Consider the following 20,986-nt stretch of genomic DNA (forward strand, 5'->3'; position numbering starts at 1 on the left):
TGTATTAAATCCGGGCCAAAAATAATCTTTTAGATTTATGATTTCTGTTTTCTGTAGAATTGCCAGGAAATTGCGACGGCAATCATCCCGATGGCAATAATGCAGGCATGAACAATGGCATTCTCTGCTATCACGTTGGCAGCGCTTCTTTTCAGCAGGATGCCATAGAAAGCCCATACACTAACAAGTGCATACACGATATTGTTGCGTAATAAAATCATACTGATGCTGAGAAGGGTGCCTGCGCCAATCATCACAATGGTATGGCTGATCTGTGACGGCACATCTCCGGTCCATCCGGCGTAGCTGAGTAATGCCGCCAGATTGGCCAGTGTGGCAATACTGATCCAGCCCAGGTAAATACTGAATGGAAGATAAATAAATATTTTTTCGGGTAGGGTAGCCGGCCGCAAGGCAATACCGAAATTGAGATGTATGCGGAACAGCGCGAACAACAGGATCAGCATAATGCCCATACTCAATGGAATCAGGTTATAGTGCCAGGCAAACAACCAGCCGGCGTTGGCGATGGAGGTCACCATGAACCAGTCTTTTATATTGTTCATCAGATAACTGAGTACTGCAGGTTGTTTCAGGGAGAAGGCCAGCCATAGCTGATAAATAATGAACGCCAGCAGCAACAGGTAAATAATTCCCCAGATAGAAAAAGTAATGTCTGCCGGTGTAAACAGGCTGGGATATTCTGCGGCTATCTGGCCGGTGGTTTTACCGTTGATGGGAATAAAAACAGCGAGTGCATTTGTGACAACCGTGATGATAAAGCCAATGGTGTGAAAGACAGATTTATTTTTGTAATGGAGGGTTTCGTGGGTTTTCATCATAACAAATAACACATTTTTGACTGTTACGGACATATGGTTGCAGCCGGATGCCGCAAATATTATGCTAGAAGGGGATCGCACCGGTAAGGAAAAAATTGTCAATTTGCTTTACATTAGTAGATTTCTACATTTTTACATACATTTGCCAGCTATGACAGCTGAGCAACTTAAAGCTATGAGGGACCGTTTATATGTCCTGGGAGGTTTTCTTTAACGTCCCTGACCGAATAGCTAAAATAGAAAATGATAAACAATTAAGCCTGGCACCCGGATTCTGGGATGATAATGCCAGAGCGACTTCGATTCTGAAGGAAATTAAGGTAAACAAGTATTGGGTTGACCTTTATGATCAGGTAAATGCGGCTATTGAAGATAGCGGTGTACTCAATGATTTCTTTAAAGAAGGAGAAGCCACAGAACAGGAAGTGGAACAAGCTTATGAAGCAGCCCTTTCTGCATTGGATGACCTGGAGTTTAAGTCTACCTTAAACCAGCCTGAAGATGAAATGCCTGCTGTATTAACCATTAACTCCGGTGCGGGCGGCACGGAAAGCCAGGATTGGGCGGAAATGCTGCTGCGTATGTATCGGATGTACGGGGAGAAGCAGGGCTGGAAGGTTTCTGAAATTGATACACAGTATGGGGAAGGAGCCGGTATCAAATCCGCTACACTGGAATTTGATGGCGACTTTGCCTATGGGCATCTCAAAGCGGAAAGCGGTGTACACCGCCTGGTGCGCATTTCTCCTTTTGATTCCAATGCGCGCAGACATACGTCTTTCGCCTCCGTGTATGTATATCCGTTAGTAGATAATACTATTGAGATAGCTGTGAATCCTGCAGACCTGGAATGGGAGTTTTACCGTTCCGGTGGTAAGGGTGGACAGAACGTAAACAAGGTAGAAACAGCCGTGCGTCTGAAACACGTTCCTTCCGGTATCATCATCGAATGTCAGCAGGCCAGAACACAGGGCGAGAACCGTGAAAAGGCGCTCACCATGTTAAAGTCCCGCCTGTATGAAGAAGAACTGCGTAAACGGGAAGAGCTGAAAAATGCCGCCAATGCCAATAAACGCAAAATCGAATGGGGATCACAGATCAGGTCGTACGTATTCCATCCGTACAAAATGATCAAAGATCACCGGACCGATTTTGAAGTGGGCAACGTAGGACCTGTCATGGATGGTGAACTGAACGGATTCATCAAGGCGTATCTGATGATGCAGAAGGAAGAGGACAATAATTAATAACTATCGACTAATAATCATTTAGCAGACAGTTTTTACAACCCTTATTTTTGCAGCGGAAACACTGGATAATTGTTTAGTTATTAACTAATACACCAAAAAAATCTGATTAAATGAATACAGGATATTTCGAGTATGCAGCACCGGCCAATGAGCCTGTTTTAAGCTATGGCCCTGGTACTGCTGAGAGAGCAGCGCTGAAAAAACAACTGGCAGCGTTTAAAGCAGAAGTGGCGGATATACCTATGTATATCGGCGGAAATGAAGTACGTACCGGTAAGACGGTAGACCTGCGTCCGCCGCATGAAATCAAACATAAACTGGGACACTTCCATATGGGAGATGCCAGCCACGTGAAAACGGCCATCGCAGCTGCGTTGGAAGCACGTGAAAAATGGGCTAACATGGACTGGGAAACACGTGCCGGTATCTTCCTGCGCGCTGCTGACCTGATTGCCACCAAATATCGTTACCACCTGAACGCTGCTACCATGCTGGGTCAAAGCAAGAATGCTTTCCAGGCTGAAATAGACAGCGCTTGCGAACTGATCGACTTCCTGCGTTACAATGTACATTTCCTCAGTGAAATCTACCGCCAGCAGCCGGTGAGCGCACCAGGTATCCACAACAGAACAGAATACCGTCCGCTGGAAGGTTTCGTACTGGCAGTGACACCATTTAACTTTACCGCTATTGCCGGTAACCTGCCTACTTCTGCTGCCATGTGCGGTAACGTAGTAGTATGGAAACCCGCTAATACCCAGGTATATGCGGCTAATGTGATCATGAAAATACTGATCGAAGCCGGCTTGCCTGCAGGTGTTATCAACCTGGTATATGCCAGTGGTCCGGTGATCGGAGAGGTATGTTTTGCAGATCCTCACTTCGCAGGTATCCACTTTACCGGTTCTACCGGGGTATTCCAGACCATGTGGAAAACAATCGGTGAAAACATCAGCAAATACAAATCCTATCCGCGTATCGTAGGTGAAACCGGTGGTAAAGACTTTGTGCTCGTTCACAAATCTGCCGACGTAGACACTACCGTTACGGCACTGGCTCGTGGTGCTTTCGAATACCAGGGTCAGAAATGTTCTGCCGCTTCCCGCGCTTATCTGCCCAGCAATATTGCGGAAGAAGTGAAAACCAAACTGGCAGCTGAACTGAAAACCATGAAAGTGGGTACCACAGAAGATTTCAGCAACTTTATCAATGCCGTGATCGACGAAAAATCTTTCGATAAAATCGCCAGCTACATTGATAATGCGAAGAACGATCCGAAAGCAAAAATCATTGCTGGCGGTAACTACAATAAAACAGAAGGTTACTTCATTGAGCCTACCGTTATTGAAACAACGGATGCCAATTATGTAACCATGTGTGAAGAAATATTCGGACCTGTATTAACGATCTACACCTACGATGCTGAACAATTCGACGACATCCTGGTAACGGTAGATAAGACTTCCGAATACGCCCTCACCGGCGCCATCATTGCCCAGGACCGCTATGCCGTGGAACTGGCTACCAGAAAACTGGTAAACAGTGCTGGTAACTTCTACATCAACGATAAACCTACCGGTGCCGTAGTAGGTCAGCAACCTTTCGGTGGCGCCCGCGCATCCGGTACCAACGATAAAGCCGGCTCCATGCTGAACCTGTACCGCTGGTTAAGTGCCCGCAGCATCAAAGAAACCTTTGTACCTGCCACTGACTACCGTTATCCGTTCCTGAAAGAAGCATAAGCGCCCGCTAAAGGACATTATAAACAAACCGTTTCAGGTATTACTCCGGTAATTCCTGAAACGGTTTTTATTTAAGAGGGCTATTTAGTACTTTTGTGCCCTTAAATCAACGCAGTACCTATGCAGACAGACATTATATCTACCTACTTCAGTGAGCACCATAAACAACGCAGGGTAGCAGATCTGGAACAACGGCTGCTGGCTGCCGGGGTACCGGCACAGGAAGCCAGTGTACAGGCGTTGGCAGGTTTTCAGGCTTTGCTGAAAAAAGAAACAAAGAAGAAAGGAATCAAGGCACTGATAGGGTTGATTATCGCTTTGGTATTGCTGACAAGGGTGGTGATGGCAGTCAATCAGCAGGGTACTTTCCTGCAGATATCTGTTTCGCTGGCAGTGATTGCCTATACCTTGGTAAGCAGTCTCATATGGGGCCTGCAGTTGTTTGCCCTGAAAGAAGAAATCACAGGTTTCCGTGATCTGCGGAAATTATAGTTATCATCGCTTTTATATCCATGCACCCGGGGTGCATTACCGGATGGTTATATCCTGCGGAGAGTGATCACAGCAGGATATAGCCAGGTAAGGATATTATTTGATCTTTCGTAACGCCGCCAGTGCTTCGGTGACGTGTTTTTCCCCATCCCGCAGGGAATTGAAGGTGTGTATCACGACTCCCTGTTTATCTACAATATAAGTAACCCGACCCGGGATCACAAAGGTCTTAGGCACCCCAAACAGTTTACGCACTTCATTTTTCGGATCACTCAGTAAGGTAAACGGCAGGTTGTGATGGGTAGCAAAACTTTTATGGGAAGCTACCTTGTCGGCGCTGATACCAATGACCAGCGCACCCAGTTGCTGGAATTCCTGATAGGAATCCCGGAAGGAGCAGGCTTCTTTGGTACATACGCTGGTTTCATCTTTCGGATAGAAATAAATTACCAGCGGCTGTTTCCCTAAAACCGTATTAATATCAAAGTTTTTACCATGCTGATCCTGCAAGGTAAAGGATGGGACTTTATCTCCTGTTTTAATCTGGGCGCCGGAACTGGTACCCCATAGTTGAAGAAAGGCGGTCATAGCGATAATGAGCTTTAGTATTTTCATATACTTTATTTGCAGTTGCTAAAGTACGAAGAGATCAGCATAAAGCCCGGGGGAATATCAGGGGAGAAATCCTTGCTGTACCTGCCGTAGGCACAGCAAGGAGGGGAGCCGTTTTAGAAACGGAAAAGAAAACCGAAATGTACATTGTTCAGCCCAAAGCCGGAACTGATACCACCACTGGTCTCTGTTTTTTTGTATCTGATATCTCCCATTTTGTCAGTACTATGGGTCAGGTATAACAGGCTGCCCAGGTTGCCAGTGACAGCTACCCGGGGAGTGACGTTAAATAGCAGACCCGGTGTGTAATAAATCCCGAAGGAGGTACTTTTCCCCGGGTAAATGGAAGAGGGAATGTCAATGGTGGATTTACTGAAGGAAGCCTGGAGCTGCACATCATTGTAAATGGAAAATTTGCTGTTCCACAGTGGTTGTTCATAACGAATAAAAGGAGCCACCTGCCAGCCGGTGGTTTTGGAAGCAGGATTTGGTTCGCCCGACGACTTTGTCTGGTAGTAACCAACAGCAAGACCGATAGAAAACCTTTCATTCAGATAACGGCCATAGGAGGGACTAATGTTGAACGAGGAAACTTTAGATTCGGCGGATCCTTCCTTGTTCTCCTTAGTAGAGCGAAAACCGACAGCGCCGCTGACATAGTTCTTTTTTACCTGTGCCTGTGAATGTACTGCCAGTAGCAGGTTTGCGAGGGTGAGTACCCGGAAAAAGTGTTGTTTCATAAATGTAGAATGGCGTTTATATAAATAATATATTAATGTTTCGGCATACCTGAAATGCAAATATTTAATTGCTTATCTAGCAGTTTTCTGATTTTCAACTTTTTATCTGTAGCATTAATCATTATTTTTGGCCCCTAAAACGTTGTGTTTTGAAAACCATACTTAACGACAGGCAGATGACTATTACGATAGACAGGCTTTGTCATCAGTTGATAGAAAATCATTTACAGTTTGAAGAAACCGTGTTGATCGGATTACAGCCAAGGGGGATTTATCTTTCCGGCAGAATCCATAAAACACTGTTACAACTCTTACCCGGAACGCATATCGATTATGGTAAACTGGATATCACTTTTTACCGCGACGATTTTAATCAAAGCAAAACGTTGCATGTTCCGAATGAAACCAGCATAGATTTTTCGATTGAAAATAAAAAGGTGGTGCTGATAGATGATGTGTTATATACCGGTCGTACTATCCGCTCAGCCCTCGATGCCATGCTCGACTTCGGCCGGCCGGCATCTGTAGAGCTGCTTACGCTGATAGACCGCCGTTTCAGCCGGCAGTTGCCTATTCAGCCTGACTATACCGGACGTACCATTGATGCCTTTATTTCTCAGAAAGTAAGGGTGTTGTGGGAAGAACGGGATGGTAAAGACGAAGTAATTCTGATCGACTAAAACAAGTTCGATTTCAGTATTCAGATTTCATCCTTTATATTTGCACATTAATGTCTCTTTCTGTAAAACACTTACTCGGAATCCGTGATCTGCAGCGCCAGGATATAGAACTTATTTTTCAAACAGCCGACCAGTTTAAAGAGGTTTTACAAAGGCCGATAAAGAAAGTTCCCACGCTGCGCGACACTACTATTGTCAATGTATTTTTTGAGAATTCAACCCGTACCCGTCTTTCATTTGAACTGGCGGAAAAGCGACTGGGCGCAGATACCCTCAATTTTTCTGCATCCGGATCTTCTGTATCCAAGGGAGAAACGCTGATAGATACGGTCAACAACATCCTGTCCATGAAAGTGGATATGGTGGTCATGCGTCACTCAGCCAGTGGTGCACCTCACTTCCTGGCCAAACACATTGATGTACCCATCCTCAACGCCGGCGACGGTATCAATGAACATCCCACACAGGCACTGCTGGACGCCTTTTCCATCCGGGAAAAACTCGGTACCGTAACAGGCAAAAAGGTAGCTATCTGCGGCGATATCATGCACTCGCGGGTAGCATTATCCAATATTTACTGCCTGAAAAAACTGGGTGCGGAAGTAACCGTGGTAGGCCCGCCTACACTTATTCCGAAATATATGGCCGAAGCGCTGGGGGTGAATGTCAGCTACAATATCCGCGAAGCCCTGGCCTGGTGTGATGTAGCCAATGTGTTGCGCATTCAGCTGGAAAGACAAAATACACCACTGTTCTCTTCCCTCCGGGAATACTCCCTCGCTTATGGGGTAAACCGGCAGCTGCTGGACAGCCTGCAAAAGGAAATCATCATCATGCACCCGGGACCAATCAACCGTGGGGTAGAGCTGAACTCTGATGTGGCCGACTCCGGTCAGTCTATTATCCTCGATCAGGTAGAAAACGGCGTAGCCGTACGCATGGCTGCACTGTACCTGCTGGCAGGTAAAAAAGCAGAACAATAGCCGCTTTATACAGACCGCTGTTTTGTTGTCATCACCTGATAGAGATGCAACAAAACAGCAGATCCCTGTAGGCATGATGCTATAAGCCTGTAAGTATATAAGTATATAAGCCCAACAGGGTATAGGTGCTGTATTTCCTTATGATCAGCTACCGGAAATAATCCTCCAACGATTTCACTGCTCCATTACTGTATAAAAACGGATAGTCGTTACCGTTATCTCTATGCAATTTCTTCACATAAATATCCGGCATCCTGCCCTGATAATTATTTATCAGAAAGCGTATATACGTTAGGGTTATATTTTTTCTATTGAAGAAGAATGTAGTATTTGTACCTTTCAGGTAACAGGCTGTTGAAAAAAATCAGCAGGATGTGGCGCTGTTCAGCCGGTCGGCAGAAACAGCAGGTACGCAGGTGATCGGCTAAAACCCAACATTGATCCCAAAAGTATACGACCTGAAAAACGGATAGACGTTACCGTTATATCCGTCTGTTTGTTCCGGATCATAGTATTTAATCTTCATATTGTTGGTTTCCCACAGGTCCTGCCCGGAGAAATACCAGCGCATATGCCGGATGGGAATTCTTTTCAGCAAGGCTGCGGGGAAAGTATAGCCCAGTTGCAGATTTTTCAGTCGTATGTAGGCGCCATTCATTACCCAGTGGGAAGAGGGAACGGTATTCTGCTGGTCATTCATGTAAAGGCGCGGAAACAGGGCATCGGGATGGTCCGGACGCCAGTAGTCGCGATTGATATCCCATGGCTGCTGCCAGCTGCTGGCAAAAGGCAGATTGTATCTGGGATCGGGCATCACCTGCCGGTTACCTACTCCCTGAAAGAAAACGGAGAAGTCGAACCCTTTCCAGGCAAAGCCGGCATCTATACCGTAGGCATATTGCGGATCGGTGCTACCTAAATATACGAGGTCATTAAAATCAATTTTATGATCGCCGTTGATATCCCGGTAACGCAGATCGCCCGGACCAGTGTGGGTTTGCTGGAATGCGTGGGCTTTCACTTCGGCATCATTGGCGAAGTAACCATCTGCCACGTATCCAAACAAGGAAGAATAAGGATAACCCGCCACCCCCTGATTCCAGCCGGGTTGCGGGGTTACGTCATCATGCTGGGTTACTTTGTTCTGGCTGTGGAACAGGTTGGCATTCACATACCAGGTAAATGGACCATGACTGCTTCGCCAGCCGGCATTCACTTCCCAACCCCAGGCTCTCATTTCACCGGTGTTGAACCGCAGGGGCCATGCACCATCGCCGGAAGCCGTGAGCACCGGTATCTGCATGTTGCTGTTATGTTTGATAAAATAATCTGCGGAGATAGTCAGGCGTCTACGGAAGAGTGTGGCGTCCCATCCATAGTTGTACGTGGAAATCTTTTCCCACCCCTGCGCCTGGGCAACAGGATTCTTGTATACGAACGGAGAAAACGGGCGGTTGTATCCAAAGGTGAAAGTACTCAGTCGCTCATCATTGGGAATGGTACGCCAGTTATTGACATTGCCCAGTCTGCCCCAGGACCATCTTAATTTGAATTCATTGAAAAAGGGCAGGGCGTTATTGAACCAGGACTCATTGTTTAACCGCCATCCGGCAGAAAAAGAAGGAAATCCTTGCCACTGCCGGGTTGTAGGAAATGCGCTGCTGTGCTGTAATAGCCGGGCGCCTATGAGACTGGCTTCCAACAGGTAGCGGTTATCATAGTTGTAATTGATTTTACCGAAAAGAGAGAGCAACGAACCGGTCGTACGTAATTCCTGCGTATACTGCGCGGGCTGCAGGAAACTGGTCCGGTCTATTTCTTCCCGCGTAACCTGGTAGGAGGCGCCGGTATTTTGTATGGTATTGTACGTTTCGTGTGTATAGCCACCCAACAGATGAATATAGTGTTTGTCCTTTTTGATGTCGTAATCGGCCAGTAGTTGCAGGTTGCCGCCATCCGTCACCAGTTTGCTTTTTTGCAGCATGCTTTGATAAGGTACGCCCTGTACCGGTGCTTCGCTGTTCCACAACGGAATGGAGTGCCTGCCCAGATTATCCTGCAGCGTATGGCGTTGCGGACTATAGATCAACCGAAGCGTAAGGCCTTTCAGCAGGCTATCTGCCCGCAAGGTGAATACCGCATCTACGTAGTTGTTTTTCTCTTCCCGCATGCCGCCTTCTTTCAGAATAGCATAGGTGGGGGCGCCGCCGGCTGCATAATGCCCGGTGCCCGGTACATATATAGGCACATGCCCCGGCCCGCGGTAAAGTCCTGCCAGCAAGCCCTGTGGCCCTTCCACGGCCAGGGCCGGGGAGAAGGTATTGGTCTGGGCATAGGAGAGGCGGGTCTCCAGGCTGAAATGTTTGTTGAAACGATTGTTGAGATTCACCCGGGCATTGATGCGATGTGTTTTATCCGGTCCTTCGGCAAACAGGCCTTGGCGCCCGAAATAGCCCAGGGAAGCAGAGTACTGACTCAGGGTATCTCCTCCTTTGACGGAGACATTATAGTTTTGTACCCCGGTTTTGCTTTTAGTCAGCAGGGGTAACTGGTCGAAGTTATAATAATATTTATAGTAGCCGGGGCGCTGAAAATCCGTAGCGTAATGATTCCCGGTTTGCATCAGGTTAATTTCATAGGGCGACCAGGGCACATCCATGCCGGCATTGGTAGCCGCTTCATTCTGCATGGTGGCGGCTTCCCAGGAAGATACCCGTTTGGGTAACCCGATGGGCGTTTCGAATCCTCCCAGGCTGCTGAGATCTACCTGCAGTTTACCAGGTTTGCCGGTACGGGTGGTCACGAGTACTACGCCGCCGGCCCCGCGGGCACTGTAGATGGCGGCAGCCGAAGCATCCTTGAGAATAGAAACGGATTCAATATCGTCCGGATTCAGTACGGCCAGTGAGCCGGGCACGCCATCTACAATCACCGGCGTATTGCTGCCGGAAGAGGAGGTGACACCCCGTACCTGTATATTAAATCCTTCGCGGCCGGGTTGTCCGTTGCTGCGAGTCACCACCAACCCGGTGGCAGTACCCTGGAGAGCGGCCATGACATTGGAAACGGGCCTGCTTTGCAGGCGGGCCCCTTCTATCTGGGAGATGGCGCCTGTGATATTGGCGCGTCGCTGAATACCATAGCCCAGTACCACCAGCTCCGTTAGTTTTTTCAGATCCGGTTGGAGGATGACGGTAATATTTTTACGGTCACGAACAGTAATCTCCCGGGTTTCAAAGCCGATGAGCGATACCTGGAGGGTAGCCTGGCCATTGATGACTTCTACTTTAAACTGGCCTGCATCGTTGGTAGCGGCGCCGTTGGCGGTGCCTTTTTCCCGGATAGATACGCCGCTGAGGGGCTGTATGCCATCACTGACGGTACCGGTTACGGGCCAGCGGTTGTTGTTGTCTACGCGCCTGTTGCCTGGTGGCGTAATCAAGGCATTGCCATCGTTGCCGGGAATCACGATGATTTGATCTTCCCTGATTTCTACACGGTATTTAGCAGGAGGAAAGAGGTTCCGGAGTATATCGGTGAGTAAGGTATTATGTACATGAATGTTAACGCCATGGCGGGTTTCCAGCTCATCAGACGAAATAGCAAAGGTATATTTGGTTTGTTTCTCTATTTCCCGGATAACTGTTTTGAGGCTGGCGTTCTGGTATTGGAGCGAAATTCTTTTGGTATTGGCATCAGGCGTCTGAGCGGCCGCAATAGTGCCGGTGCATACCAGGAAAGCCAGTAAAAAAAAGACAGACACACGCCCAAACCTGGTATTTGAGTGTCGCGCCTGTAGCAGTAGTTGCTGCATATGCAAGAGGGTCAGGCGCGTTTTAGTAAATTTCTACCAGGTTGTTTTTATGTGTGATATTAATTTGAAGGGTTTTCCTCATAATATCCAATACCTCATCCAGTGGCATGTTCCGGAAGGTGGCCAGGAGCTTCTTATCAGACAATGCCGGATTGCTGAGGGAAATCTCCACACCATAAAAATCTGCCAGGGAAGTGGCTACTTCCGCCAAAGGAGTGTCATCAAAAGTGAGGCACCGGGTTTTCCAGGCCAGGATATTATTACTTTTTTTATGCAGCTGTGTATCGATGTTGGTGCCATTGTGTTGGAGAGAGGCTTCTACGCCGGGCGTGAGAATGACCTTCTTTTCGGTGCCTTTGTAGGCTGCGCTGACCTTTCCGGATTGTACAAATACTTTTACCCCACTGCTGGCCGCTTTCACATTAAAGGCGGTGCCCAGTACCTGTACTTCCACTTCGGGAGCATTCACAATAAAGGGTACGGTTTCGTTGCGGGTTACATCGAAGAAGGCTTCGCCTTTATCGATCCGGATGTTTCTGTTGGTCTGGCCGAAGCGGCGGGCGTATCGGATGCTGGTGTGGGCATTCAGGTATACTTTGGAACCGTCGGGGAGCAGGAGGCTATCTTGCTGAGTGGCGGTGGCAAAGGTTTGGTAACTGCCGGGGCCCAGCCAGGTCCAGGTGAGTGCGATGGCCACCACGGCTGCTGCTGCTGCCCACCAGTATTTACGTGTCAGGGGCACTATACGGCCTTGTTGGGGGGCAGTTCCCGTTGTCGCCGGGGTTGCATCCAGTACAGCATTCAGTTGATCCCATTGGGCCTGTATGTCGTAAGGGGAAGCGGTAGGAAGAGCATCGCCCTGCCACATAGCCTTCATATCCAGGAATATATCCAGGTTACCCGTATCGGCTTGTATCCAGTCGTTGAGCGCCTGTTTATGCTGCTCATTGTCCGGATCTTCCAGATAACGGATCACAATATCTATATCTATGTCGGTTTTATTATTCATGGCTACTTATTAGTAATACAACCATCGGGGACTTTACCATTAGCGATATTAAAAAAAAATTTTCGGGTGGCCTATGGCTTATTAATAAGCACAACCCGCAGTTTCTTTAATGCAGTGGTTAAATGGGCGTAAACGGTATTAATCGAGATATTTAATTGTTCAGCTATTTCAGCGGGAGAGAGGCCTTTGAGCCGGCTCAGTTCAAAAACGCGGCGGCATTGGTCGGGTAGTTTGTCCAGTGCGGAACGGTAGCGTGCTTCCAGTTCTTTATGTTCGAGCAGGGCATGGTTGTTTTCTGCAGCGCCTGTACCGGCCACAAATACCTGTTCTTTTACATATACGTCTTTGCGTTGTTCTTTTTTAATACGGTTAAGACAGGTATTGACGGTAGCCCTGGCGAGATAATGATTAATAGGCGCCCGTTCATCCAGGTTTTCTGCACTCTTCCATAAATTAAGGAACACATCCTGTACCATATCATTGGCATCTTCTTCCTGTTTTACATAACGCACCGCTATATTATACATAGTAGGGGCGTACTGTTTAAAAACAGCCTCAAATACTGACTTATTCCTTTGCCGGATACCTTTTACTATTTCCTCGTTACTCAGTTGCAACATGCTATGATCGTTTGTTTCCGCGCTGCGAAGATAGATGATTAAAATTATGAAATGCTAAATATGAATCCCTCCAATTCCCTGATATGCCCTGTAATCGGGTAAGTAGCCTTGTTTTTATCATTTGGGAAAAGTGATTTTTTCACTTTAACATTTTCTTCACTAATGGTAAAGTAGTTGTCGGATGTATTCTTAGTATACGGCCAACGATGAGGGCATATAACAAAAATCATGCACAACAACGGGAGCCGATCTGGAAATTATTATCTAAACCATACAAAAAATTGAATGCCATGAAAAGAACGATCACAGGAACACTCGCTTTAGCTACATTGGTAGTAGGAATGTCTGCTTTTAAAAGTGCAGATGCTACAACAGTAAAATCTGTAGACAGCATTGCCACATCAGTAAATAACTTTAAGAGCATCGACTCCGTAATGCATGCTGACTCACTGGGTAGTGTAGATTCATTGGTACGTGTAGACTCACTCGTTAGTCTGGATTCTTTACAGGGAAAAGGAATGAACACGCTGTTAGCGCTGGATTCACTGAGCGGCGCTGATTCAGTAAGCCACCTGAATGTGGTAAGAAGCGTAGATTCTGTGCAAAGTGTAGACTCCATCCGCGCAGTGGAAGGCGGTTCTATCACCGGAAAAATCACACCGGCAGAAGGCGCTACTGAAATCGAAGCCGATAACGGTACCGAAAAACTGAAAGCAGCGGTTTCACAGGGTTCATTTGCCATCCCTGCTGCTAAATCCGGTACCTACACCATCACCATCTTAGGTAAAGCACCATTTAAAAATGCGGTGATTAAAGATGTAAAAGTAGAAGATGGAAAAGCTACTGATCTGGGCGAAATCAAACTGGAACAGTAGTCGTAAAATTGTACTAGCAACCAACAACAATAATCATCCTCAATGGAAACCCCATTTTGGTTTGATCAGGGGAGCCGCTTTTCCGGCTCCCCTTTTTTTATGCCGGTTCCTGATTATATTTAGGTTTTTATTGACTATTAAGCAGGACGCTATGCGCACAGTGATATTGCTCATCATCTCCAATACCTTTATGACTTTTGCCTGGTACGGACACCTGAAACACCAGGGAACGGCACTCTGGAAAGTAATTCTGATCAGCTGGGGTATTGCTTTCTTTGAATATTGTTTTATGGTGCCTGCCAACCGGCTGGGGGCGCAGGAAGGATTCAGCGGCTTTCAGCTCAAAACCATCCAGGAAGTAATTACCCTCACCGTATTCAGTATTTTTGCCATCTTTTTCCTGAAGGAACCCCTCCGGTGGAACTATTTAATATCTTTCTTTTTTCTGATCGGCGCGGTTTATTTTATGTTTAAAAAATAATACTACCGCTGAACCAAAAAAGCGATCGGGCAGGATTGAATTAAAATTTATCCTCATTATCTTTAGCGCTTGTTATCCAACCGAAAACCAATGCATTGAGAGAAGACGCTAATATACAGCTGCTGGCTGAACGGGTGGCCTCTTTGGGAGATGAACAGGCTTATAAAGCCTTGTTCCGGTTGTTTTATAAGCCCTTAAGTCAGTTTGCCTGCTCTATTGTAAAAAATTATGAGACGGCAGAAGAGATCGCCGCAGACGTTTGTTTCCATATGTGGAAACACAGGGAGCGGCTGCCGCAGATAGATAACCTCAAAGTATACCTCTACGTAGCGGCTAAAAATATGGCCCTGAACCACCTGGCCAAAGCTTCCCGCAATAAACATTTCAGCCTCGATGACCTCTCCGTGGAGTTTAGCCTCGGTAATGCGACGCCGGAACAGATTTATATTTCCGGAGAAATGATCAGAAAAATAGAAGCCGCTGTAAACGCCCTGCCTCCCAAACGTAAAATCATCTTTAAACTCATCCGGGAAGATGGCCTGAAATATAAAGAGGTGGCCCGTATCCTCGATATTTCTGTCAATACCATCGATGTACATATGGCGCAGGCGATGAAAAAAATCAGCGAAGTAATCAATCTATCCTTCCTGAAATCAGAATAAAATTTTTTTTCAAAGAGAGTAGTAGATAAAGACTTTTTCTTTGTCCTTCTATATACAATCATGCTTTTGTAACATACACATGGATCAACAGGAAAGAATATGGCTCTTGCTGGGGAGAAAAGTATCGGGCGAAGCCACGATGGCGGAGCTGCGCGAACTGGACGACCTGTTGCAACATGATCCGGCCTTACGGTATAAAGCGGCAGTGCTGAGTAACTGGCAACCGCCGGCCGATGCGGATATCTGGGAAGAGAAAACTACCCGTGCCCTGGAAAAGCAGCTGCAGCAAATAAAAGCCACCACGGCTGCAGCTACAGTGGATATCGCTCTTGCCGGGAGAAAACAATGGTCTGGTATACGCATCGCTGCGGTAGTAGTACCCGCACTGTTATTGAGTTGTTTTGCAGCATTTCTGCTATTCCATAAACGGACACCTGTTATCAACGCGGAAAGAGCCGACGTGTTTGCCAATAACGGCACACGTTCCCGCATCTCCTTACCGGATGGTACGGTGGTATGGCTCAACGGCGGCAGCCGGCTTACCTATAATCCGGCTATGCACACGCACGATAGCCGGGATGTAACCCTTACGGGAGAAGCGTTCTTTGAGGTAACACAAAATGCAGCCAAACCCTTTATTATCCATACCACCAAAATGGATGTAAAAGTGCTGGGTACCACCTTTAACGTGCAGGCCTATCCGGAAGACAAAACCGCTGCCACCGCCCTTGTCAGCGGAGCTGTGGAAGTAACCTTTAATGATGGCGCGCCCAGGCAGATCCGGCTGAAACCCGATCAGAAGCTGGTGTTGCTGGGTCGGGAAGGCGTAATGGATAAGGCAGAACAGTTGAACAGGGTAGCAGCATTCCGGATGGAAAAGATCCACGTGAACCCGGAAGACAGCAGCATACATGAAGCGGCGTGGCGCAATAATTCCCTGGTATTCGAGAATGAAAGTTTTGAAGATATTATTCTGAAAATAGAACGCTGGTATGGCATCCATGTGCATCTGGAGAATCGCAAGCTGAAAAACTACCGCTATACCGGCACATTTAAAAACGAATCTTTCCGGGAAGTACTGGAAGCACTGAAGGTTACAACAACATTTCGTTATCGGGTAGAAGATAAAGATGTATTTATCTACCTGTAGTATTTAACTGTTAAAAATGAAAAGGGCGAATGCCGCAAACATTCACCCTTTGTTGAGATCCAACGGCAATAAGGTTCACATTGGCATGTAGTCCTGACGTCGTTTTATTGACCTAACAACTATAAATGTATGGAAAAACATACATTTTGTAATCCTTTTGCCCCTAAAACATTAGGAAAAGTTGTATTGAAATGAAACTGGCGTCCTTATTTATTCTTATTACCTGCATGTGTGCAGCCGGTACCGTACACGGTCAGAGCGAAACCTGGGTGAATCTGCAGACGGATTCAATGCCGTTGATTAATGTGCTGAAACTGATGGAAACAAAAAGCAGTTATCGCTTTGTATTCCGTCATGATCAGCTGCCAGCGGATAAAAGGGTGACGCTACATGTGAAGAATGTGCTGCCGGAAGATGCTTTACGATTGATACTAAAAAATACAGGTCTTACTTTCAGAAGGTTGTCTGCCAGCCTGATTGCCATTATCCCCGATGACCGCACTACTGCCGGTCATCAGGTACACGGCCGTATCACTGCTTGCAGTGGCGTGCCGATACCAGGAGTAAACATTCGGGTTGCCGGCACAAAAACGGGAGCGGTATCCGCTGCAGACGGAAGTTTCAGCCTGCATGCTCCCGATCATGCCATATTGGTATGTACCGCTGTTGGCTATGAAGAATACCGGCAACCGGCCACAGGTAACGGGCAGATTGTAATGAAAGAAGATACCCGTGGCCTGCAGGAAGTAGTTGTAGTTGCCTACGGGGCACAAACCAGAAGTTCTTTGACAGGATCAGCTTCCATAGTAAATACGCAACTCTATGATAAAGCCCCCCGCAGCAGTTTTCAGGAAAGCCTGCAGGGAAATGTACCCGGTGTACAATCGGTGAATGGCTCCGGCCAGCCGGGAACACCTCCGGGTATCCGTATCCGTGGTATCGGTTCTATGAACGCCGGCAGCGCACCGCTCTACGTCATCGACGACGTACCGGTGGTCACCGACGATCTGACGGACTACCATGTGAATACACTGGCAGGCATCAATACAGCGGATATCGCTTCTGTTTCCGTGTTAAAGGATGCGGCGGCAGCCTCTATCTATGGCTCCCGCGCAGCCAATGGCGTGGTGGTGATTACCACCCGGAAAGGACAGGCGGGTAAAACAAAAATCAACCTGTCTTTACAACAGGGGATTAACCAGTTAACCATTCCCCGGTCCAGCTATCCGCTGAACACCCGGGAAATGATGACATTGCTCCGGGAAGGATGGGCGCATAAGGCCGATGGGTCCGGAGAAGCCGGCTTTCAGCAGGAGATCAGGGCCCGCGGAATAGATACCACCGTGAATACCGACTGGGTGGAAGCGCTTGCCCGCCATGGTTCCTATACGCAGGCCGGTTTGTCTGCCGCCGGCGGAAATGATAAAACAAAGTTTTACGTATCCGGCGGCTACTACGATTCCAAGGCGGCCCTGAAAGGGGTCGACTACAAACGGATCACCGGCCGCCTGAATCTCAGCAACCAGGCTACAGCACGTTTATCCTTTGACGTGAATTTGTCGCTCAGTTATCAGCAGGCAAACGCAGTAGGGGATGTAGGACTACTGGCCAACCCGGTACGTTCACTGGTAAGGATGCAACCATGGTTACGGATTTATAATCCGGATGGCAGTTATGATTTCAGTTATAACAATACCTTTAATCCGGTAGCTGTTTTAAATGGAACCTCCCGCACCGGTACTATTTACGGACTATTGGGTGGCGCCGGCGCCAAATACAGATTTTCAGATGCCCTTTCACTGGAAACGAAAATCAGCCTGGATCTGAATTATGCCCGCAGTGAACTGTTTAACCCGCCTGGATTTGGAGATGGATTACATCCCAACGGCAGCGCCGGGATAAATAATAACCTGTGGAATAACTGGGTATCTACCACTATTCTGCGGTATAATAAAACCATCGGAGATCATGGCCTGCATGCTTTTGCAGGATATGAAGCGCAGAAAACCACCAACACCGGAAATACGGCGGAAGCCAGTAACTTTCTGCCGGATCTGCAACAGCTGGGAGATGCCGCCAAACCGGATCGGGTATCTTCCGTAGCCAGTGCCAATACGCTCACCGGTATATTACTGAATACCAGTTACGATTACAAACAAACCTATTATCTCACTGCTACTATACGCCGGGATGGGTCTTCCCGCTTCGGCCGTGAAAGAAAGAGTGCCAATTTCTGGTCACTCGGGGTAGCATGGAATATTTATAAAGAAGAATTTTTACGAACCATCCCTGGTATAAATGAGTTGAAATTAAGAGCCAGCTTTGGTAGTAACGGAAACCAGGCTATTGAGAATTATGCTTCTCTCTCGCTGTATAGCCCAGCGAATAACTATGAAGGAAAACCGGGGTATGTGCTTAGTCAATACCCCAATTCCTATCTTACATGGGAACAAAACAAACCATTTAACCTCGGATTGGATTTTGCCTTTTTCGGGAACCGGCTGTCGGGTACGGTAGAATATTATATCCGCAATACTTCGCGGTTGTTACTAAATGTACCGGTATCGTCCACCAATGGTATTACGACTATTTTCAGAAACGATGGCGCCATGAAAAACAGGGGATGGGAAATCGCACTCTCTTCCCGGAACGTAATGGCAACAAAGGATCGCAATTTTTCCTGGCGAACCGATCTGAATATTTCTACCCTGAAAAACAGGATCACGCATCTGGATAACCCCATCACCGGTCTTTATAAAAGAGAAGAGGGCGTAGATTTTTATCAGTTTTATCTGACAGGTTTTGCAGGAGTAGATGCACAGACAGGAGAAGCACTTTGGTATAAAGATGCGTCAAAAACTGCTACAACGAAGGTGTATGGCGAAGCGCAACGATTTTATCAGGGCAGTGCCTTACCTAAAGTATATGGTGGTATTACCAACTACTTTCATTACCGGCGTTTTGAACTGAGTTTTCAGTTCTTCTTCAACTGGGGTAATAAAATATATGATAACTGGGGAACATTCACGGAGTCGGATGGCAGCGGCGGATTTGGTGCTACCTATAAAATGTCCCGGTTAACGTATACGCAACGCTGGCAACAGCCCGGAGATATCACCATGGTACCTAAAGTGGTATATGGCGGTACCCAGACGGGCCTCAGCAACCAAAGCTCTTCCCGGTTTTTGTATGACGGCAGTTTTATACGGCTCCGCGATCTGATGGTGGCTTACCACCTGCCGGCAGCGTGGCTGAAAAAAGCCAACATCCAGGACGTACGCATTTATGTGAGGGCCAATAATCTTTGGACCTATGTAAGCGACAAACGACTCACCATGGACCCGGAAGTACCCATCACAGGAGACTACGATCAGCGGCCACCTGTTTTTAAAACCTGTCTTGCAGGACTGGATATTAATTTTTAGTGCAGTTATGTGGAAGAAAAAAAGATACCACGTTACCTTGTTGCTGACCAGCCTGATAATGGCCTGCAGTAAGGATTTTCTGGATATAAAACCTCGGGAGAGCACCGAAACGGAACGGGCCATTACTGACCTCGCCGGACTTCGTGCAGCCGTTAACGGTATGTATTCCCTGATGCAGGATGAAAACTATTATGGCCGTACGGTGCCTTTGCTGCCGGATCTGCGTTCAGACAACGGGTTTATCAGTATTGTGAATAGTAACCGTTACCGCAACCTGGACCAGTATATCGTTACCGCCAATGATGCGTATACGACCGATACCTGGAACCAGTTATATAAGGTAGTCGCCAATGCCAATATGATTATTCGCAAAGGTCCGCACATTGGGTTGCTGCCGGTGGCACAGGATAGTGTTGCTGCCGCACAGATGATTGCAGAAGCCTATGCCGTAAGGGGACTGGCGTTTTTCGATCTCGTCCGGATATTTGCACAGGCTTATCACTATACAGCGGATGCTTCGCATCTGGGTATACCATTGGTGACGACAATTGATGTAAACGTGATCCAGGCGCCAGGCCGTAGTACGGTGAAGCAAACCTATGATCAGATTATCTGCGACCTCACCACAGCTATCCGCAGATTTACAGCGGCTGGTGGGAGTGCAGTAGCTTCAGGACGTATGAGTGCCGCTGCTGCCAACGCTTTGCTGTCGCGGGTATTACTGTATAAGGAAGATTGGCAGGGAGCAGCTAATTATGCGTCTGCTGTCATCTCCGGGAACGCCTATACGTTGTTGCCGGCCAATAAACTGGTGAATGACTTTAAACAAACCGGTAACGGAGAAACGATCTTTGAAATTATTAATACCCCTGTAGACAACCGGAGCACGGATGCGCTGAGTTACCTGTTTAGTCAGGCCGGTTATGGAGATGTATTGGCGACAGATGATCTGTGGCGAATATATCCGGAGAAAGATATCCGCCTGGGTTTTCTCGCAAGAGATAAGCGGGCCGGTAGTGGTGGCGAAAATCCGGCCAATACCATTACCAAGTATAAAGATATTACAACGTTTAACGAAAGCATTAAAGTGATACGGCTGGCGGAACTTTACCTGACAAGAGCCGAGGCGCTGGCCCATCTGGGCAATGAAACCGGTGCCCAGGCAGATCTGCAGGTGATCCGGAACCGGGCCAACCCGGGATCTGGTGCGATAACGTTAACGGGCAAACGACTCCTGAAGGCGATTCTGCTGGAAAGACGGCGGGAGCTCGCTTTTGAAGGTCATCGGTTATTCGACCTGGCACGTACCGGACAAGCATTTGTAAAACATCTTGCCGGTAATCAGGACTTGTCCATATTGTTACCCAATACAAAAATTATTTTACCTATCCCGCAACGGGAGTTGGATGCTAACCCCAATATACGCCACCAGCAAAATGAAGGTTACAATTAATCTGCCCCGCCTTTGTTAATAATTGGTTTTTGCAAGCTGGTGTGTGCCTGCTGACGCGGTTGACCTATAAGTCTTCGACTTCCGGTCAACCGCTTTTTTTTTGCTCCACATTTTTTATCTCCCTGTCTGCACGGCATCTGCCGGCTTTTTCTTCGC

Annotated in this window: 17 protein-coding genes; 11 read left to right on the top strand and 6 right to left on the bottom strand. The window is 47.4% G+C overall.

Annotation, left to right across the window (positions count from 1 at the left end):
* Positions 1-35: 35 nt before the first annotated feature.
* Entirely contained in the window at positions 36-842 is an 807-nt protein-coding gene (locus OL444_RS19170) for a TspO-related membrane protein (protein ID WP_264730582.1), read from the bottom strand.
* Between the two features lie 151 nt (positions 843-993).
* On the opposite strand from OL444_RS19170, the gene prfB reads away from it, so the two are divergent.
* The 3 genes from prfB (at position 994) to OL444_RS19185 (ending at position 4,326) form a co-directional block, all read left to right on the top strand.
* A protein-coding gene (gene prfB / locus OL444_RS19175) for a peptide chain release factor 2 (protein WP_264730581.1) occupies positions 994-2,089 on the top strand; the annotation gives its coding sequence in 2 pieces (ribosomal slippage) (positions 994-1,053 and positions 1,055-2,089; 1,095 coding nt in all).
* Between the two features lie 113 nt (positions 2,090-2,202).
* Entirely contained in the window at positions 2,203-3,834 is a 1,632-nt protein-coding gene (gene pruA / locus OL444_RS19180; RefSeq protein ID WP_264730580.1) for an L-glutamate gamma-semialdehyde dehydrogenase, read from the top strand.
* A gap of 120 nt (positions 3,835-3,954) precedes the next feature.
* On the top strand, positions 3,955-4,326 hold the full coding sequence (locus OL444_RS19185; RefSeq protein ID WP_264730579.1) for a hypothetical protein: 372 nt from the start codon (positions 3,955-3,957) through the stop codon (positions 4,324-4,326).
* A gap of 96 nt (positions 4,327-4,422) precedes the next feature.
* On the opposite strand, the gene OL444_RS19190 is transcribed toward OL444_RS19185, so the two are convergent.
* Together OL444_RS19190 and OL444_RS19195 are read right to left on the bottom strand one after the other, a co-directional pair.
* The gene (locus OL444_RS19190) at positions 4,423-4,941 is read right to left on the bottom strand and encodes a peroxiredoxin (RefSeq protein ID WP_264730578.1); all 519 of its coding nucleotides are present in this window, start codon (positions 4,939-4,941) and stop codon (positions 4,423-4,425) included.
* A 113-nt stretch (positions 4,942-5,054) separates the two neighbouring features.
* The gene (locus OL444_RS19195) at positions 5,055-5,678 is read right to left on the bottom strand and encodes an outer membrane beta-barrel protein (protein ID WP_264730577.1); all 624 of its coding nucleotides are present in this window, start codon (positions 5,676-5,678) and stop codon (positions 5,055-5,057) included.
* 149 nt (positions 5,679-5,827) lie between these two features.
* On the opposite strand from OL444_RS19195, the gene pyrR reads away from it, so the two are divergent.
* Both pyrR and OL444_RS19205 read left to right on the top strand, forming a co-directional pair.
* Positions 5,828-6,358 (top strand): bifunctional pyr operon transcriptional regulator/uracil phosphoribosyltransferase PyrR, encoded by a 531-nt coding sequence (pyrR, locus tag OL444_RS19200; RefSeq protein WP_264730576.1) that lies wholly within the window; start codon positions 5,828-5,830, stop codon positions 6,356-6,358.
* A 50-nt stretch (positions 6,359-6,408) separates the two neighbouring features.
* On the top strand, positions 6,409-7,341 hold the full coding sequence (locus OL444_RS19205) for an aspartate carbamoyltransferase catalytic subunit (protein ID WP_264730575.1): 933 nt from the start codon (positions 6,409-6,411) through the stop codon (positions 7,339-7,341).
* Positions 7,342-7,765: 424 nt separating this feature from the next.
* Here the strand turns inward: OL444_RS19205 and OL444_RS19210 are convergent, their stop codons facing one another.
* The 3 genes from OL444_RS19210 to OL444_RS19220 form a co-directional block, all read right to left on the bottom strand.
* Entirely contained in the window at positions 7,766-11,104 is a 3,339-nt protein-coding gene (locus OL444_RS19210; RefSeq protein ID WP_264730574.1) for a SusC/RagA family TonB-linked outer membrane protein, read from the bottom strand.
* Between the two features lie 73 nt (positions 11,105-11,177).
* On the bottom strand, positions 11,178-12,164 hold the full coding sequence (locus tag OL444_RS19215; RefSeq protein ID WP_264730573.1) for a FecR family protein: 987 nt from the start codon (positions 12,162-12,164) through the stop codon (positions 11,178-11,180).
* A gap of 71 nt (positions 12,165-12,235) precedes the next feature.
* Positions 12,236-12,784 (bottom strand): RNA polymerase sigma-70 factor, encoded by a 549-nt coding sequence (locus tag OL444_RS19220; protein WP_264730571.1) that lies wholly within the window; start codon positions 12,782-12,784, stop codon positions 12,236-12,238.
* 290 nt (positions 12,785-13,074) lie between these two features.
* Between OL444_RS19220 and OL444_RS19225 the strand changes: the two genes are divergently transcribed.
* From OL444_RS19225 to OL444_RS19250, 6 genes are all read left to right on the top strand, one after another.
* Positions 13,075-13,659, top strand: a complete 585-nt coding sequence (locus OL444_RS19225; protein WP_264730569.1) for a peptidase associated/transthyretin-like domain-containing protein — start codon at positions 13,075-13,077, stop codon at positions 13,657-13,659.
* A gap of 151 nt (positions 13,660-13,810) precedes the next feature.
* Entirely contained in the window at positions 13,811-14,140 is a 330-nt protein-coding gene (locus tag OL444_RS19230; protein ID WP_264730567.1) for a DMT family protein, read from the top strand.
* Between the two features lie 95 nt (positions 14,141-14,235).
* Positions 14,236-14,802, top strand: coding sequence for an RNA polymerase sigma factor (locus tag OL444_RS19235; RefSeq protein WP_264730565.1), 567 nt, complete (start codon positions 14,236-14,238; stop codon positions 14,800-14,802).
* 79 nt (positions 14,803-14,881) lie between these two features.
* Complete coding sequence (locus tag OL444_RS19240; RefSeq protein WP_264730563.1) at positions 14,882-15,952, top strand: FecR family protein; 1,071 nt, start codon at positions 14,882-14,884, stop codon at positions 15,950-15,952.
* A 191-nt stretch (positions 15,953-16,143) separates the two neighbouring features.
* Positions 16,144-19,377, top strand: a complete 3,234-nt coding sequence (locus OL444_RS19245; RefSeq protein ID WP_264730561.1) for a SusC/RagA family TonB-linked outer membrane protein — start codon at positions 16,144-16,146, stop codon at positions 19,375-19,377.
* Between the two features lie 7 nt (positions 19,378-19,384).
* The gene (locus tag OL444_RS19250) at positions 19,385-20,830 is read left to right on the top strand and encodes a RagB/SusD family nutrient uptake outer membrane protein (protein ID WP_264730559.1); all 1,446 of its coding nucleotides are present in this window, start codon (positions 19,385-19,387) and stop codon (positions 20,828-20,830) included.
* Positions 20,831-20,986 lie beyond the last annotated feature (156 nt).

This window comes from Chitinophaga nivalis, from assembly GCF_025989125.1.
Taxonomy (GTDB): Bacteria; Bacteroidota; Bacteroidia; order Chitinophagales; family Chitinophagaceae; genus Chitinophaga; species Chitinophaga nivalis.

Bases quoted from the DNA above. Each gene is read 5' to 3' on its own strand.
- OL444_RS19170 (WP_264730582.1), bottom strand. From the start codon at position 842: ATGATGAAAACCCACGAAACCCTCCATTACAAAAATAAATCTGTCTTT.
- pruA (WP_264730580.1), top strand. From the start codon at position 2,203: ATGAATACAGGATATTTCGAGTATGCAGCACCGGCCAATGAGCCTGTT.
- OL444_RS19185 (WP_264730579.1), top strand. From the start codon at position 3,955: ATGCAGACAGACATTATATCTACCTACTTCAGTGAGCACCATAAACAA.
- OL444_RS19190 (WP_264730578.1), bottom strand. From the start codon at position 4,941: ATGAAAATACTAAAGCTCATTATCGCTATGACCGCCTTTCTTCAACTA.
- OL444_RS19195 (WP_264730577.1), bottom strand. From the start codon at position 5,678: ATGAAACAACACTTTTTCCGGGTACTCACCCTCGCAAACCTGCTACTG.
- OL444_RS19205 (WP_264730575.1), top strand. From the start codon at position 6,409: ATGTCTCTTTCTGTAAAACACTTACTCGGAATCCGTGATCTGCAGCGC.
- OL444_RS19215 (WP_264730573.1), bottom strand. From the start codon at position 12,164: ATGAATAATAAAACCGACATAGATATAGATATTGTGATCCGTTATCTG.
- OL444_RS19220 (WP_264730571.1), bottom strand. From the start codon at position 12,784: ATGTTGCAACTGAGTAACGAGGAAATAGTAAAAGGTATCCGGCAAAGG.
- OL444_RS19225 (WP_264730569.1), top strand. From the start codon at position 13,075: ATGAAAAGAACGATCACAGGAACACTCGCTTTAGCTACATTGGTAGTA.
- OL444_RS19230 (WP_264730567.1), top strand. From the start codon at position 13,811: ATGCGCACAGTGATATTGCTCATCATCTCCAATACCTTTATGACTTTT.
- OL444_RS19240 (WP_264730563.1), top strand. From the start codon at position 14,882: ATGGATCAACAGGAAAGAATATGGCTCTTGCTGGGGAGAAAAGTATCG.
- OL444_RS19245 (WP_264730561.1), top strand. From the start codon at position 16,144: ATGAAACTGGCGTCCTTATTTATTCTTATTACCTGCATGTGTGCAGCC.
- OL444_RS19250 (WP_264730559.1), top strand. From the start codon at position 19,385: ATGTGGAAGAAAAAAAGATACCACGTTACCTTGTTGCTGACCAGCCTG.